12 protein-coding genes are annotated in these 17,122 nt (G+C 45.1%); 10 read left to right on the top strand and 2 right to left on the bottom strand.

What is annotated here, in order from left to right; translation table 11 throughout:
* Positions 1 to 1,809 (top strand): DUF6320 domain-containing protein, encoded by a 1,809-nt coding sequence (locus I2G42_RS02700; RefSeq protein WP_195530702.1) that lies wholly within the window; start codon positions 1 to 3, stop codon positions 1,807 to 1,809.
* A gap of 119 nt (positions 1,810 to 1,928) precedes the next feature.
* On the opposite strand, the gene I2G42_RS02695 is transcribed toward I2G42_RS02700, so the two are convergent.
* Complete coding sequence (locus tag I2G42_RS02695) at positions 1,929 to 2,360, bottom strand: MerR family transcriptional regulator (protein ID WP_055227315.1); 432 nt, start codon at positions 2,358 to 2,360, stop codon at positions 1,929 to 1,931.
* A 244-nt stretch (positions 2,361 to 2,604) separates the two neighbouring features.
* On the opposite strand from I2G42_RS02695, the gene I2G42_RS02690 reads away from it, so the two are divergent.
* From I2G42_RS02690 to I2G42_RS02650, 9 genes are all read left to right on the top strand, one after another.
* The gene (locus I2G42_RS02690) at positions 2,605 to 3,573 is read left to right on the top strand and encodes an AraC family transcriptional regulator (protein ID WP_055227313.1); all 969 of its coding nucleotides are present in this window, start codon (positions 2,605 to 2,607) and stop codon (positions 3,571 to 3,573) included.
* A 319-nt stretch (positions 3,574 to 3,892) separates the two neighbouring features.
* Complete coding sequence (locus tag I2G42_RS02685) at positions 3,893 to 5,890, top strand: beta-galactosidase (protein ID WP_167622797.1); 1,998 nt, start codon at positions 3,893 to 3,895, stop codon at positions 5,888 to 5,890.
* Between the two features lie 24 nt (positions 5,891 to 5,914).
* Positions 5,915 to 7,567, top strand: a complete 1,653-nt coding sequence (locus I2G42_RS02680; RefSeq protein ID WP_117509490.1) for a sensor histidine kinase — start codon at positions 5,915 to 5,917, stop codon at positions 7,565 to 7,567.
* Between the two features lie 16 nt (positions 7,568 to 7,583).
* Entirely contained in the window at positions 7,584 to 8,318 is a 735-nt protein-coding gene (locus I2G42_RS02675; RefSeq protein ID WP_195530701.1) for a response regulator transcription factor, read from the top strand.
* A gap of 95 nt (positions 8,319 to 8,413) precedes the next feature.
* Positions 8,414 to 9,961, top strand: a complete 1,548-nt coding sequence (locus I2G42_RS02670) for an ABC transporter substrate-binding protein (protein ID WP_195530700.1) — start codon at positions 8,414 to 8,416, stop codon at positions 9,959 to 9,961.
* Positions 9,962 to 10,032: 71 nt separating this feature from the next.
* Positions 10,033 to 10,953: an ABC transporter permease gene (locus I2G42_RS02665; protein WP_055218664.1), complete on the top strand. Its 921-nt coding sequence runs from the start codon at positions 10,033 to 10,035 to the stop codon at positions 10,951 to 10,953.
* A gap of 19 nt (positions 10,954 to 10,972) precedes the next feature.
* Positions 10,973 to 11,866: a carbohydrate ABC transporter permease gene (locus I2G42_RS02660; protein ID WP_022462073.1), complete on the top strand. Its 894-nt coding sequence runs from the start codon at positions 10,973 to 10,975 to the stop codon at positions 11,864 to 11,866.
* Between the two features lie 21 nt (positions 11,867 to 11,887).
* A complete protein-coding gene (locus I2G42_RS02655; protein WP_195530699.1) occupies positions 11,888 to 14,203 on the top strand; it encodes a beta-glucosidase family protein in 2,316 nt (771 codons plus the stop codon).
* Positions 14,200 to 15,564, top strand: coding sequence for an alpha-L-fucosidase (locus I2G42_RS02650; protein ID WP_022462075.1), 1,365 nt, complete (start codon positions 14,200 to 14,202; stop codon positions 15,562 to 15,564). The genes I2G42_RS02655 and I2G42_RS02650 overlap by 4 nt, the downstream gene beginning before the upstream one ends.
* Positions 15,565 to 15,646: 82 nt before the next feature.
* Here I2G42_RS02650 and I2G42_RS02645 read toward each other — a convergent pair whose 3' ends face one another.
* Positions 15,647 to 16,900, bottom strand: a complete 1,254-nt coding sequence (locus I2G42_RS02645; RefSeq protein WP_055227303.1) for an HlyC/CorC family transporter — start codon at positions 16,898 to 16,900, stop codon at positions 15,647 to 15,649.
* Positions 16,901 to 17,122 lie beyond the last annotated feature (222 nt).

The raw sequence follows: 17,122 nt of genomic DNA, 5'->3' as shown, positions 1-17,122 counted from the left end.
ATGAAGAAAGAACATTCTTCGCGCTGGAGAAAGCTGGACAACGCGGCACAGGCATTTCCGGCGGCCACCGGAAAAAAGGATACGAGAGTCTTCCGGTTTTACTGCCAACTGAAAGAGGACATCCAGGCGGATCTGCTGCAGAAAGCGCTGGAGGAGACAATGGAGCATTACCCGGTGTTTTCCATGGTACTGCGGAAAGGTCTTTTCTGGTTCTATCTGGAGCAGCGCGATCTGCCAGCAAAAGTAGAAGAGGAAAAGCGTCCGCCATGCAGTGAGATTTACGTACCCGACCACAAAACACTTCTTTTCCAGGTTTCTTACTATAAAACCCGAATCAATTTCGAAGTATTCCATGCCCTGACAGACGGCACCGGTGCGATGCTGTTTCTGAAAGAACTGGTGAGCAATTATCTGATCCTGCGCCATCCAGAGGAAACATTTTCCAAGGTCAGCGAAGATATGCTGACGGAAACGGACTTCGAGGAGGACAGCTTTTCCCAGTATTACACCGGAAAGAAAAGTGAAAAAGAAAAGAGCCGCCCGGCATACCAGATCAAAGGCGAATATCTGGAGCAGGAGGAGATGGAAATTACTGAGATTCTGCTTTCTGCGGAAGCAGTTCATAAGTGCGCAAAAGCACATGGCGTGTCGGTAACGGCGTACCTTGCGGCGGCGTTGGTATATGCGGTATATGAAGAAATCCCGAAAAGCAGGCTGAAAAAGCCGGTTTCTCTGATGGTTCCAGCCAACTTGCGTAACTTTTTCCCATCTGCATCGATGACGAATTTCTGGAGCTGGATCGAGATTGCCTGTGATCTTGGGCCGGAGGCATCGTTTGAGGATGCCCTGCAGATCACGGGAGCCGCGATGCAGAAAGAGGCGCTGAAGCAGGAGATTTCCACACGTATGAACGATCTGGTGCGGATTGAGCGGAATCCGGTGCTGCGCGCCGTGCCGCTGGAAATCAAAAATCTGGCGCTGATGGCGGGCACGACGCTCGGCGGACGAAGCATTACGACCGTCTATTCCAATATCGGCCGGATTCAGATGCCGCCGGAGTATGAAACATATATTGAGCGGTTCGGATTTTTCACCAGCACAGACAAAGTACAGATGTGTTCCTGCTCCTACGGGGACAGCATGGTGCTTGGAATCACATCTAAAATCGCCGATTCCAATATTGAACGGAACCTGATGCATCTGCTGCAGAAAGAGGGCATTGTCTGTGAACAGGAGGAAAATGATTTTCCGGGACAGAAAGAACAGCCGCACGGGACGGCCAAACTGGGATTGAAAATTTTTTCTTTCACCTGCATCGCGGCTGTCGTACTCTGCTGGATGATGAATTTCCTTGCAACGCCGCAGATGTGGTGGGCAGGTTATGCGACAGCGGGTGTGTTCTGCGCCTGGCTTCTGATCCGGGTGGGATATCAGAAACGGAAAAATCCACTCAAAAACAGTATGTGGCAATTGATCTTTATTATGATCGGTGCGATTCTGTGGGATTATGCGACGGGCTGGATCGGCTGGTCTGTCGATTTCGCAATTCCGCTCGCCGTTCTTCTGAATGGCGCGACGATGCAGATTCTGGCAAGAGCGTACAAAATGGAGGTCAGTGAATATCTTTTTTATCTGATGCAGTCCGGAGCAGCAGGAATCGTTCCGGCGATTTTGTGGCTGACAGGAACTGTCCGCATTACCTGGCCGTCCGTGATCTGCGTGGGCCTCAGTGTGCTGTATCTGATCGGGCTGTTTTTTTTCCGCGGAAAAGATTTTATGCGGGAAATGCAGAAAAAATTCCGGGTATGAAGGGAAAAGGTGATAGAAAAAATAAGAAGAGCAGGTAAGAAAAGTGGATGTTGGTCCCTTTTCTTACCTGCTCTTTTGAAACTTGTGTGTGTCTGCGGCGGAAAAGCCTGGAGAGATATCTACTGCGCCTTCTCCTCACAGCCGCAGGAATCCCACGACGGCATTTCATCCCCATTTTTAATCGCATCGCGAACCGCACTGTAATACCGCACTTTCTGCTGAATATGTTCGAGATCAGATTCCATGCGCTCGATTTTCTCGCGTGTATTCTGCTCATGTTCCTTGAGAATGGCAACCATCTGGTCAATATTTCCCGGGATATCGTTCTCAAGCCGGAAAAACTCCTGAATCCCCGCAATCGGAAGCCCGGTGCGTTTGAAGCAGAGAATTGCGGTCATGCAGTCAATGTGCTGCTGGGTGTAAATTCGTTTCTTACTTTCGGTATGAATGACATCCGTCAAAAGTCCGATCTCCTCATAATAACGAAGCGTAGAGGCCGGAAGTCCAAAACGCTCGGACATTTCACGAATGGTGTAGGTCTGCTGTTCCATGGAAAAACCTCCTTGAACGATAGAGTTTGAATAGTAGAATAACTTCTTAAAGTATACTTTAAGAAAGTGAAATTGTAAAGAGAGAATCTTCGTTATGTTTCACTTGGCAGTGCAGCACTTGCTGTTTTGATGCGTAGGAAAGGAATATTTATCAGAAAGTGAGAAGAAAAAGTACATTGCTTATTTGCACCAGAATGGAATATAATAGAAAGCAGAAAAAACGTGAAAAATGTGAGGAATAATCGTGAAACAGGAAATTATAGCAGACCTGTCCCGGATTACGGAGGAGGAACAGGCAATTCTGGACGGCAAGACGGAAGTGGAAAAGGAGCGGTATTCGAGCGGGCAGAAGTTTGTGATGGATGCGGGAAAGCTGCTGGAGCGGGGAAAATTGATTGATATTCGGCCGCACACGCGGTTTATTCGTTTTCCGGCGCACAGCCACAATTATGTCGAGATGATCTACATGTGCCAGGGAAGCACCGTGCACACCATCAACGGGGACCGGATCGAGCTGAAAACGGGTGAGCTGCTGATTCTGAATCAGAATGCAGTGCAGGAAATTGAACCGGCAGGGCGTGGCGATATCGCGGTCAACTTTCTGATTCTGCCGGAGTTTTTTGACCAGACGCTGCGAATGATCGGGGCAGAGGAGAATCAGTTAAAGGATTTTATCGTCGGCTGTCTGAAAAGCGGGGAGGTACCGCTCTGTTATCTGCATTACAGAATCGCGGATGTCCTTCCGGTGCAGAATCTGATCGAAAATCTCGTCTGGACGCTCTTACATCACCAGAGCAATAAGCGGAGCATCAATCAGATTACGATGGGCCTTTTATTTCTGCAACTCATGAACTACACCGAACGCGTGCAGGTGGGAGAGCAGTATTTTGAACAGGAGATGCTGCTCGGCGTATACCGCTATATCGAGGAACATTACCGGGAGGGCAGCCTTTCGGAACTGGCGGAAGAACTGCACTACGATTTTTACACCTTAAGCCGCATGATCCGCCGCCTGACCGGGAAAAACTACACCGAACTCGTTCAGAACAAACGCCTGACCCAGGCCGCGTATCTGTTGGAAACGACGGGACTTTCCGTGGCAGACATCGGCGAGCGGGTCGGGTATGAGAACATGAGTTATTTCCATCGGATTTTCAAAGAGCGCTATGGAATATCGCCGAAGAAGTACCGGGTGGAGAAGAAAATAGAATAGAAATAGAAAAATCCACAGGGGGATAAGGGCTCTGTGGATTTTTTTGCTGTTATCCTATTTTAGCGGAAAACAAATCCTCATAAAGATAATTCTGCTTTTATAATAGATTTGTCCAGCATAGTAAGATGTTGGGCATTCGAAAAAGAAAAAGCAGAGAAAGAGTGGAAAAATAGACAACTTTAGAATATAATTGACTAAGAAAAAATGGAAAAACAGGAAAAACTCGATAAAATTATATTTTACGTCGTAATTGTCATAGGAATTTTAATGATTTTGCTGCAAAATGGAGGTAAGAAAAAACAGAAACGGAGTGAATAAAATGAGTTTATATATCGGGACAAATTATCATCCGCATGATTGGCCGAAGGAGCGGTGGGAAAAGGATTTTCAATTGATGAAAGAGGCTGGATTTGATACAGTACGGCTGGGACATCTGTGCTGGGACAGCTATGAGCCGGAGGATGGCGTTTATACCTTCGAATGGTTTGATCAGGTTATGGAGTTATGCGTAAAATACAAATTGAATGTAATACTGGATGTGTCGATGCATCCGGCACCGATCTGGGTTCATAAACTTTGCCCGGGATGCAATGTAGGAGGAAAAAATGGAGCTCCACAGGCACCGCTGCGCCGATATATGGACGATGTTTCTGATCCAGAGTATCAGAAGTATGCACTGCGGTTTGCTGAAAAAATCGTTTCCCGTTATAAAAATCATCCGGCGCTGTTTGCGTTTGGACTGTGCAATGAGCTGGGAGCAGGCTATCCATCCTATTCTGAAGCGTCGAAGAAGAGATTTCAGAAATGGCTGGAAAAGAAATATAAAACAATAAAAGCACTAAATCATGCCTGGGCAACCCAGCGCTGGAGCCGAAAGCTTTCATCTTTCGAAGACGTTGCAATGCAGGTAAATGAATACGAAATCGGGGCACCGGAGGCATGGCTGGATATGCGGCGCTTCTTTTCCGATGGTATCGCAGATTTTATTACAGAACTGGCAGAAACGGTAGAACAAAATGCGCCGGGAAAGGCTCATACATCGAACCACTTTGCAGAATATGAGACGCTTGGATTTGATTATTTGAAGGCAGCATCTGGATTTGTTGACTATCCTGGCATCGGTTTTTATCCTGGCTATGGAAACAGGGAGAGTATGGGATTCTGGAAAACGGGTTCCTGGTACATGAAACGGATTTCTGAAACTGGAAAACCAATGTGGTGCATTGAATTTGTGACAGGTGGTTTCGGGATTCATCATGCGGCAATGGGGATGAACAGAATGTATGCGTTCTGGTGTCTGCTGCATCGGATGCAGATGATGCTGGGATGGACCTGGCGAAGCATGCTGAATGGCGAAGAACAATATCTGACCGGTATGCTGAATCATGATGGAAGACCGAATGAAAATTATCGGGAATACCAGTGGATTGCATCGGATTTTCGGAAGCTGGAAAAATACGGATTTCCATATCTGCCGCAGCCAGAGATTGCTGTTTCTTACAGTTATGACAGTGAGCTTATGGCTGCGTATGCAAAAATGCAGTATCGAATGCCATACAGCAACAACCTTGCCATCGCGCATCGGATTCTGGAAGAGAGAAACCTGAATTATAATGTTGTAGATTTGCATCAAATGACAGAACAATATCAGATTCTGATTATTCCGGGTGAAATTGTAATGGATCACGAGCAGGAAAACACGGTGCGGGAATTTGTAAAAAATGGCGGTACGGCAATTATGACAGGGTATTCTGCATGGGTAAAAGAAACCGGTCAGGTATTTGACACGTCGAGACCAGGAAACCTGACTGATGTATTTGGAATAGAAATTGTTGGATATCAGAGGACCGCAGGTATGGAAGTTTCTGAAAAAGAAGAGCAGAAGCTTCGCAGAAATCCGGCAAACGGAAGAGAACTTCTGAAAGTGAGAGAAAAATGGATTGATGTGGATTATTATGAGCAGATCAAAGCAACAGATGCAGAAGTCCTGCAGCGTGAGGAGACACATCAGATTCCAGCTATAACCAGAAATCGGTATGGAAAAGGAGCGGCGTATTATTTGTTTTGTGAAACAGAGCCGGAACTTTTAGGCGAGGTTCTTGATGAATGCTGCAGGGAAAAAAGTATGCAGTCCGTGGTTACACCGCAGGGAGTAATTGGAAGAAAAATAGCGAAAAACCAGTATTTTTATGTGAATCTGACGGGAAAGGAGCAGAAAATAGAGCTTCCAGAGAATGGATATGGGGTGCTGCAGGAGAAAAAGATGGAAGATACCTGCACGCTGCAGGCGTTTGATGGTGAACTGGTGATTTGTTAAAGAAGATTGCATGAGGAAAAGAAAATGAAAAAAACAGAGGACAAGTCAGTTATTTACAAGTCACTCTGGATCATGGGGACAGTTATGATTTTAGCTGTCCTCATTATTGAGCTTGTAAGTATTTTTCTGATTCAGAGAGACAGAAGAAAGACGGAGAGGCTATTTTCTAATACGATAGAGAGCTACGGTCAGTTCTGGGAGGATAAATTTGCATCAACTTCAAAAGCGCTTCTGCTGATGAGCGGAACGGATTCAACACCATATTATCAGCAGCTGTGTATTTCGAAAGATCCGCTAACGGTGGAAACTGCTAAAGTACAGCAGCAGAAAATCATGATCGAAATGGGAGAACGGTATGGAAGGGAAATGATGCTGTTTGTCTATGTGCCGGAACGAAATATTTATTTTGTAAGCACAGAGGAAGGGACAACTTATGCCTATCAGAGAGCGTTTAAAGAGAAAATCATTTCTTATATCGCGAACCAATATCAGGAACCAGAGAAAAACTGGATTTTTATGGAATTTGATGGACATCAGTACCTGGCGCGTATTTATTCGGCTGAAAATGGATACATTGGAGCTGCATTTTCTTTGGAAAGAATTGTATCTGGTTTTGTCGGAGAACGAAAAGATCTTTGCGTAGAAGTGCGGGATAATGAGACAGGAGAAGTAAAAATACACCAGGGGACAAGAAAAAGCGGAATTAGTACAACTTGTGTTTATCCACTGAAATATACAAATGCACAGATTTATGTCAGTATGGATGAAGGAATGCTGGACCCGGGAGGAACGTTCGGAACGCTTCTGCTAATGGGAGTCATGATGCTTGCAATTGCCAGCATTCTGATGGCAATTGGTCTGCAGGGAAAAACAGTCTTTGCGCCATTAGAACAGCTTCGAAGAGCCATGGAGCAGTACAGTACCGGGGATTTGGACGTACGTCTGCCGGAGCGGGAAAATGTATCTCAGATCGGACAGCTCTATCAGACCTTTAATCATATGGCAGATCAGATTCAGATTTTAAGAATTGATGTTTATGAAAAAGAGCTGGAGCGGCAGAGGGCGCGAAGCCGTTTCCTGCAGGTGCAGATTCAGCCGCATTTTTATACCAATATTTTAAATCTGATTCATGGAATGGCACAGATTCAGGATTTTGAAGAAATTCAGAAACTCTGCCGGGTATCAGCTGCATATTTCCGTTATCTGATGGGGCAGAAAGGAACCTTTGTACCATTGAAAGAAGAACTTCGATGTCTGATAAGCTATGTTGAAATTCAGCACTGCCGTTATAAAGATATGCTGGAAATTCAGGTAAACGTAGAACCGGAAATGGAGGATGAAATGATTCTTCCACTGGTGATTCAGACTTTTGTTGGAAACAGTGTAAAACATAATATTATGCTGGTTCCGCATCTGGAAATCGAGCTGACAGTAAAAAGAGAAGGCGAGCATGATCTGCTGATTCTGATCGAAGATAATGGTTTAGGATTTAAGAAAGAAATTCTTGATAAAATTAATCGGAATGAGTCAATTGAAGAAGAAGGAGAACATATCGGAATACAGAATGTGAAGGAACGTATCCGTGAATTTTATGGGGAGGCGTATGAATTAAAAATTACAAGTCAGCCGGGATATAGTGAAATTCGCATTTTACTGCCGAGAATAGAAAAACAGTAGAAAGAAGGGAGCAAAAATGAATCTGCTGCTGGTAGATGATGAAATTGCCATGCTGCATATTATGGAGAAGGCAATTGACTGGAAAAAGAAGGGAATTCAAAAGGTTTTTATGGCCTACAATACGGATCTTGCACGGGACATTATCAGTAGTTCCAAAATTGATCTTGTGATCTGCGATATTGAAATGCCAAAAGAGAATGGTCTGAGTCTGATTCAATGGATTCAGGATATGTATCCTGAAATTATCAATATTATTCTGACTGGGTACCCGGATTTTAATTATGCGAGAAGTGCAATTTCCCTTGGAGTTTACCGGTATTTACTGAAACCGATTGCATTTGATGAATTGGAAGAAACAATTGCTTCAGCAGTGGAAAAGCTGGAGGAGTATAAAACAAAAAACAAACCGGAAGCAGATCCGGAGATAGCAGATGCGGTCAATACGATTAAAAAGTATCTGGAAAGCCATTACAGTGAAGTGATTACACGAAAGAAGATTGAAGAATTGGTGCATCTGAACCAGGATCATATCAACCGGGAGTTTAAGAAACAGACAGGATATACACTGATGGAGTATGTACAGCATTATCGAATTTTGATGGCAAAGAAAATGCTGCGGGAGACGACGCTGTCGATTTCTGAAATCAGTATTCGGACAGGCTATGATTCGCCGGCCTATTTTTCTAAAATATTTAAAAAACAGACCGAACGTACACCATTGGAATATCGTGCGGCAAAAGCAAAAGGATAAGTCGTTTTTGTTATAAAACGGGTCGGGATTGAAATTGAGAGAGAAGTGGAAGTGCGGTAAGATAAAACCATCAAAAAACACGGGAGGTAACACAAATGAGAAAGAAAATGGCAGCAGCAGTTTTGATGGCGGCAATGACCGCATCACTTCTTGCAGGATGTGGGGACAGCAAGAGTTCGGACAGCACAAAGGCAGATTCTGCGCAGACAACAGCATCGAACCAAAGTGAAGCAGGAGATAGTACATCCGATCTGAAGGATGGAAAAACAGAAGAACTTCTGATGGTATGGCCAGGATCTAATGCATCACCGGCAGATATGCAGGCCGTAGAGGATGCAATGAATGAGATCATCGGAGAAAAGGTAGATGCAAAAGTAAAACTTCAGATTATTGAATGGGGTGCTTATAACGACCAGACGAACCTGATGCTTTCGAGCGGTGAAAAACTGGATATGGTATTTCTGATGTCCAATATTCGTGAAGATGGACAGAGAGGACAGCTCTATCCAATCAATGATCTGGTAGAGACGTATGCACCGGATGCATACGGTGCAATGGAACGTTATATTGAAGCATGCTATTTCGACGGTAATCTGTATGGACTGCCGACGTATCGTGACCTTGCATCCCAGGCAGGATTTATGTGCCGGGCAGACATTCTGGAAGAGCTTGGATATAAAGCGGAAGATATCAAAAACTTTGATGATATCGAGGAAGTACTGAAAAAATGCCAGGAAGTACATCCGGAACTTTATCCGATGATTCCGTCGGATCTGAACAGTGGATGTTTCCTGAACTATGTAAAAGGAGAGTTTGATGTTGTAACTTCAGGTGTCGGCGTTGATATCGATGATGATGCATCCGATGGAATCACCGTTATTAATACGTATGACACAGAAAAGTACAAAGAGATGGCTGAAAAAGCATATGACTGGAACCAGAAAGGCTATTTTATGCCAGATTCTACAACGAATACAACAACCCGTCAGGATCTGTTCCGTGCTAATACAGCGTTCAGCTATTATGGAAACCAGCATCCGGGAACTGCAACACAGGAAACAATGAACTCCGGTAAAGAAATCGTTTCGATTCCGATTGGAAGAAGCACTATCAGTACTTCCTCTGTTAACTTCTGCCAGTGGGCAATTCCGGCACAGTGCGAGAACCCGAAAAAAGCTCTTGCAGTCCTGAATCTGCTGTACTCAGACTCCGACTTCCAGAATCTGTTCCGATATGGAATTGAAGGCAAAGATTATGTTGTATCGGATGGAATTGCATCTTATCCAGATGGAGTAACTTCTGATTCGGTAGGCTGGGGCAACGAGCTGTGGCTCTGTGGTAATGGTTCTGTTGGCTATGCATGGGAAACTGATCCGGAAAATGTATACGAGAAATTTACGGAATACAATGATACTGCACAGGAATCTCCGCTATATGGATTCATTTATGACACGACAAATGTAAAAAATGAAATTACAGCAATTACAAACGTAACAGATAAATATAAAGCAATCATCGAAAACGGCGATGCAGATCCAAGTACGACACTGCCGCAGTTCAATGAAGAACTGAAATCAGCAGGTATCGACAATATTATCGAAGATATGCAGAAACAGGTAGACGAATGGCTTGCAAATAAATAAACAAGGCAGACAGGGTCGGACGATGAGAATCGGCCGGCCCTGGCTTTTGAGACAGAAAAAGAGGGATTCCTATGGGAAAAAAGAAAACATGGAAAAATATAAAAAGAGCATTTCCATTATATATAATGGTAGCGCCGGGATTTTTATATCTTTTAATTAATAACTATGTGCCGATGACCGGTATCATCATTGCTTTTAAACATTTGAATTTTGCAAAAGGAATTTTGCACAGTGACTGGGCGGGGCTTTCCAACTTTAAATATCTGTTTAAAACACCGGATGCAGCACTGATTACAAGAAACACATTATTATACAATTTTGCATTTATTGTCGTTAATACGACGGTATCTATTCTGATTGCAATTTTACTGAGTGAATTAAGAAGCAAGACAAAAGTGAAAATTTTTCAGTCTGCTGTTCTGATTCCATCTTTGATTTCGATTATCATTGTCAGCTATCTGGTATATGCGTTCTTAAGCGGACGTACTGGCTTTGTTAATGGACTGCTGACTTCTCTTGGAAAAGAAAATATCTCATTTTATACCGAGTCAAAATACTGGCCATTCATCCTGATTTTTGTAAACTGCTGGAAGGGAGCCGGATATTCATCCATTATTTATCTGGCAGCGATTCTTGGAATTGACCAGGAAATGTATGAGGCAGCTGAGATTGACGGAGCAACAAGATGGCATAAAATCAAATGTATTACCCTTCCACTGCTGAAATCTACAGTAATCACAATGACACTGCTGTCCATCGGAAGAATTTTCTATTCTGATTTTGGTCTGTTTTATCAGGTACCAATGAACTCGGGAGCGCTGATCAATGCAACCAACACGATTGATACTTACGTATATAGAGGACTGATTGAGCTGGGTGACATCAGTATGTCATCGGCAGCCTGTGTATATCAGTCGCTGATGGGATTTGCACTTGTCATGATTGCAAACTGGCTTACAAAACGTTACAGCAGTGAGAATGCACTGTTCTGACAGAAAAGAGGACAAAATTATGGTAGGAAAACAGGAACGGCGTTATCAGAGAATGATCACGGTAGTTCTGGCACTGATTTCACTGATTATGGTGATTCCGCTGGTGCTTCTGGTGGTTGCATCGTTTACAAGCAACAATGAGATTGTGCTGCATGGATATTCTTTCTTCCCAAAAGAACTGAGTCTGGAAGCATACAGGTACATTTGGAACGAGAGGGCACAGGTTTTCCATGCATATGGAATCACCATTCTGGTAACCGCGATTGGAACAACGATTGGCGTGATGATGACACTTTTGTATGCGTATGTACTGGCACATGAGAAATTTCCTGGAAAAACATTTCTTGCATTTTATCTGTTTTTCACGATGCTGTTTAATGGTGGACTGGTACCGACCTATATTATGTATACCCGCTACCTGCACATGAAAAATACGATTCCGGCATTAATTATACCGGGTCTGCTGATGAGTGCTTTTAATGTGATTCTGACAAGAACGTATATTCAGTCAAATGTACCGGCGGCATTAAGTGAGGCTGCCAAAATTGATGGTGCAACAGAGTTTCAGGTATTCCGCAAAGTAGTTCTTCCTATGTGTAAACCGATCATTGCAACGGTCGGATTATTTGCCGGACTTGGTTATTGGAATGACTGGACAAATGGATTATACTATATTACAGATACTAATAAATTCAGCATTCAGCAGCTTTTGAATAATATGATTAAAAATATCGAATTTCTTTCCAAAAATGCGAACAGTAATATCAATCTGGCCAGCGTAGGAGGGGGAATCCCGCAGGAGACCGTGCGTATGGCAATCGCCATCGTCGGACTGCTTCCGATTCTGATCGTATTCCCATTCGTACAGAAATATTTTGTAAAAGGAATTTCTATTGGAGCTGTAAAAGGCTGAGAAAAAATTGGGGGAAAGCAAATGAAAATAAAAGAGATGGAAACAGAAAAACTGATTTCGCTTCTCTGCGGCGATCAGTTTATGAATACAAAAGCACTGCCGGAATACGATATTCCATCCCTGGAAATGAGCGATGGACCGATGGGGCTTCGCTATCAGAAAAAGGATAAGGATTCTCTTGGCATTAATCGAAGTGAACCGGCGACCTGTCTGCCGGCGGGAGTAGCAGTAGCGGCATCCTGGAACCCGGATGTAGCAGAGCAGGTAGGAACAATCATTGGATCAGAGGCGGCTGCGTACGGAGTGGATCTGGTGCTGGGACCGGCGGTTAATTTGGAACGGAATCCCCTCTGCGGAAGAAATGTGGAATATCTTTCCGAGGATCCGCTTCTTGCAGGAAGACTGGGAGGTGCCTATATCCGCGGCGTGCAGTCACAGCAGGTCGGCGCATGTATCAAGCACTTTGCTGCAAATAATCAGGAGACCGAACGGGAATATCTGAATGTAATCTGTGAGGAAGATGCCCTGCGGGATCTGTATTTAAAAGCATTTGAAATTGCAATCCGTGAGGGAAAACCGGCAGCGGTCATGACGAGCCTTTCGAAGATCAATGGAACATACTGTGCAGAAAATCGCTGGCTGTTCGATATTCTTCGAAAAGAATGGGGCTTTGACGGACTGGTCATGACGGACTGGTTCGGACTGGACGATCGGGTGAAATCGGCAGAGGCAGGACTGGATCTTGAAATGCCGGGAACGGATGGAAAAAGCACTGCTTATATGGTGGAGCAGTGGAAACAGGGCAGACTGGACGAACACGTGATCCGTGAGCGGGCAGAATGCATCATACGAAATGCGAGAAAGTGGAAGATTCCGAAAACGAAAAAGACAGAGGAAGAACGAGAGCTGATTTTAAAAGAAAATCATGAAAAAGTCTGCGCAGCAGCAGAAGAAGCCATTGTTCTGCTGAAAAATAAAGAGGATATTCTGCCGCTGCAGCAGGGCAGAAAGCTGGCGGTTATTGGAGAATATGCGAGAGAACCTCTGTTTCAGGCGGAGGGCTCCGGAAAAGTAGAAGGAGCAGGAAAAGAAGACGCCTGGGAATGTGCAGAAAAATGGAACGGAGCAGATAATACACCGTTTGCGATGGGATATCGCAGGAACAATGCGGGAAGTGAAGCGGAGCAGCAAAAACTCCGGGATGAGGCGGTGAAAACAGCAGCGGATGCAGATGCGGTTCTGTTTTTCCTTGCTATGGATTTTGGTTTTGAAGGAGAAGGAAATGACCGTGTGCAGTATGAACTGCCGGAATACCAGGTGGCTCTTTTAAAAGAAATTGCTGCAGTTAATTCGAATGTAATTGCGGTTGTGATGAACGGCGGAGCCGTTGCCATGCCGTGGGCCGACGAAGTAAAGGCAATTCTGGAATGCTTCTACGGCGGTCAGGGGATTGGAAGAGCGATTGTGAAAGTGATAAGCGGAGAGGTGAATCCGTCCGGACATATGCCTGTGTCAGTTCCGGCGTTCCGGGAACAGATTATCTCGGATGAAAATTTTGCAGAGCAGACGGAGCAGGTGACGTACCGCGAGGGTATGTTTATGGGCTACCGAGGATACGAGACGAAAAAAATTCCGGTGCAGTTTCCGTTTGGATTCGGACTTTCGTATACAACATTTGAAATTACGGAGTGCAGCGTGGAGCAGGAGAAAATCACAGATTGTGAGAAAACAGTTCTGCGTGGAAAAATTAAAAATACGGGCAACAGAAAAGGGGCTCAGGTCGTTCAGCTCTATGTGAAAAATCCAAGAGCATGGAAAGCAAGGCCAGCCAGGGAACTTCGCGATTTTCAGAAAATCATACTGGAGGCGGGAGAAGAAAAAGAGTTTGTATTTTCTATTTCACGTGAACTGTTTGAACTCTACGATGAACGCGTTGATGAGCGGACGGTACCGCAGGGAATGTATGGACTTGAGCTTGGATTTTCAGTACAGGATATCCGTGCAGCACAGAAGATCGAAGTAACACCGGTTTTTCCAGTACCAAAACAGATCCAGGGATGGGATAAAACGGAGCGTCTGCTGGAAACGAAGGCTGGGGAACAGATTTTTGAAGAGCTGTATCGTAAAATTACAGAAAAAGCAGGAGGAATCTTCGCGCAGCGTCTGAAAGAAGAGAAAAATGTAAGAGAAATGCTTCTTTCTCAGCCCATTCGTATCGTTCACCTGATGATCTGGAATGAGATGACAGATTCAGAATTAATTGCTATATTGGAAAAGGTAAATCAAGAACTGTATCATGACTACTGGGAAAAGATGCGGAGTTTGGAGAAAAAATGAAAACAATAGAAGAAATGAAATCCTTTCCGGCGGCAAGAAAAAATTACAGACCGGAAAAGGTAGAAAAACTGTCGGAAGAACAGATGAAATGGTTCCGGGATGCAAAGTTTGGCATGTTTATTCACTGGGGAGTATATTCGATGCTCGGAAAAGGGGAATGGGTGCTGATGAATGAGCATCTGGATGTGCGGAAGTATGAGACACTGAAGGATGACTTTCTTGCAGAAAATTTTGATGCGGAACAGTGGGCCAAAAATGCAAAGGCAGCGGGGATGAAGTACATGGTGCTGACAACACGCCACCACGATGGCTTTTGCCTGTTCGATTCGAAATGCAGTGATTTTACCGCAATGAAAGGAGCTGCACATCGGGATTTTGTTAAAGAATATGTGGAGGCGTGCCGGAAAGAAGGAATGAAAGTTGGCTTTTATTATTCTCCTCTCGACTGGCGCTTTCCAGGATATTTCATGCCGGATCTTTACTGGGAGAGTGCAGAGGCACTGAAAAAACAGTGCCATGATCAGCTGATGGAGCTGATGAGTAATTATGGAAAGATTGATCTGCTCTGGTTCGACGGTGAGTGGCTTGCACTTGGAGGAATGGACTGGAATGGAGAAAGAGGCTGGTACAGGAAAGATGACTGGCAGACCAGTGAATATATGAGGGTCAATTATTTCTGGGAGTCGGAGAAACTGATAAATGAAATTCGACAGCTGCAGCCGGATATTATGATCAATAACCGCGGCGGCTGGGAAGGCGATTTCCATGTGCGGGAACGCAGAATCGACGGGATGCGGACGGACAAGCCGTGGGACAGCAACGACTGTATTGCGGATTCCTGGGGCTATATTCCGGGCAGACCAGTGCTGCCGCTGCGCCAGCTGATTCAGAATCTGGTTTCAATCGCCGTGCGGGACGGCAATTATCTGCTGAATATCGGCCCGGACGGAACGGGAAAAATGGATGAGGAGCAGGTAGAACGCCTGCGCCAGGCCGGAGAATGGCTTTCGAAATACGGCGAAACGCTGTACGGCCTGCGCGGCGGCCCTGTGATTGCGGACCGCTGGGGCGGAACGACGTACCGCGACAATATTGTTTATGTGCATATTCTGGAATGGGAAAAAGATCAGATCACGTTTGAAATTCCGGGGAATACAATGGAAAAATGGGAAGTGATTTCCGGCGGAAAAGCAGAACTGACGGAAGAAAACGGAACCTTTTCGATCTCCGTCCCGATTCCGGAGCGCGACAGCATTGATACCATTCTGAAACTTACCTTTGCAGAACCGATTGTATGGGAAGGCTGCAAAGGACGGGAAAATGATGTGTATGGACTTGCGGACGGTCTGAAAGAAGAATAGAGGATACAAAAAAATGGATCGAGTATCTGACTTTAAAATCAGATGTTCGATCCGTTTTTTGCGTGTAAATCGTATCAATTACTTACTGTTCATTTTCATCCTTCGGCAGCCGCACGATCCGTACCTTGTCGACTCTCCGGTCTGCCATTTTCAGTACGGTTACGTCGAGGCCATCCGAGACGAAATGATCGCCTTCCTTTGGCACGCGCTCGAGGATCCCCATGATCCATCCGCTGACCGTAAAGACGTCAAATTCTTTGTCAATATCGAGCTCTTCATACACCTTGTCGATGCTTGCCGTTCCGGTCACGAGGTATTCGTTTTCGGAAACTTTCTGGATTTCCTGTACAACCGCATCATGCTCATCCCAGATTTCGCCGACGAGCTCTTCGAGGATATCTTCCATGGTGATGATACCGTCGGTGCCGCCGAATTCATCAATGATAATGGCAATATGCGATTTCTTCGCCTGCATTTTTTTCAGCAGCGGGCCGACCTTCGTATTCTCGGTTACAAAGAGCGCCGGGCGGATGATGCTGCTTAGCGGTTTGTTGGTGTGGTAAATGTGGTTGTGGAAATCCTTCTGATACACAATTCCCACAATGTGGTCGATATCATCATCATACACCGGCAGCCGGGAAAATCCGGTGTCGGAGAAAGTCTTAGCGATCTCGGATTTCGTCGCATCGAGCGGAATGCCGATGACGTTGACACGCGGAGTAAAAATCTCTGCGGCCTCCATCTCCATGAAGCCGATTGCATTCTGAATCAGATCGCCTTCCTGGTCGTCGATGTCGCCCTCCTGGGTCGCCTCCTCGACGATGGTCATCAGTTCCTCATCGGTGATGCCGTGGTTTTCCGAGGATTTGAAGATGCGGGAGAGCAGCTTCTTCCACTGGGAAAAGAGAAACGTCACCGGGGTCAGCACGATCATCAGAATGTGGAGAAACGGTGCGGAAAATTTGGCGATCGTCTCCGGGGATTCTTTTGCAATGCTTTTCGGGGAAACTTCGCCGAAGATCAGGACCACGATAGTGGTTACGATCGTGGAAACCGTCGCACCGGAGTCGCCGCCGAGAAGCTTGATAAAAAGCACCGTGGCAAGGGAGCTGAGTCCGATGTTGACGATGTTGTTGCCGACGAGAATCGTGGAGAGCAGCTTGTCAAAGTTCTCCAGCAACTTTAACACCAGTTCCGCCCGCTTGTCGCCTTTTTCTGCCATATTTTTCATGCGGATGCGGTTCAGCGAGGTGAAAGAAGTCTCCGTCGCCGAAAAGTAGGCTGAGAGCATGACGCAGATAAGAATGATGATGAGTGACACAATGTCGCTGTTCATTTGTTTTTCCTTTCTTAGGAAACCGGGACACGATGCAAAAAATGTACAAAAAGACATAACCTATCTTGAATCTGGCGGAATCAAAGATAGATTATGTCTCCGTTTATCAAATGATGAAAATAAAGCATCGTCGAGGCATACTGCCTGAGTCGTCCATGTTTCTGTAATCCTTTCGTTGATCAGTAATCCCTTTTATTGTACGGTATGTGGGAATAATTGTCA

The organism is Fusicatenibacter saccharivorans (genome assembly GCF_015557635.1).
Classification (GTDB): Bacteria; Bacillota; Clostridia; order Lachnospirales; family Lachnospiraceae; genus Fusicatenibacter; species Fusicatenibacter saccharivorans.
This window is presented reverse-complemented; position numbering and strand designations above follow the sequence as displayed.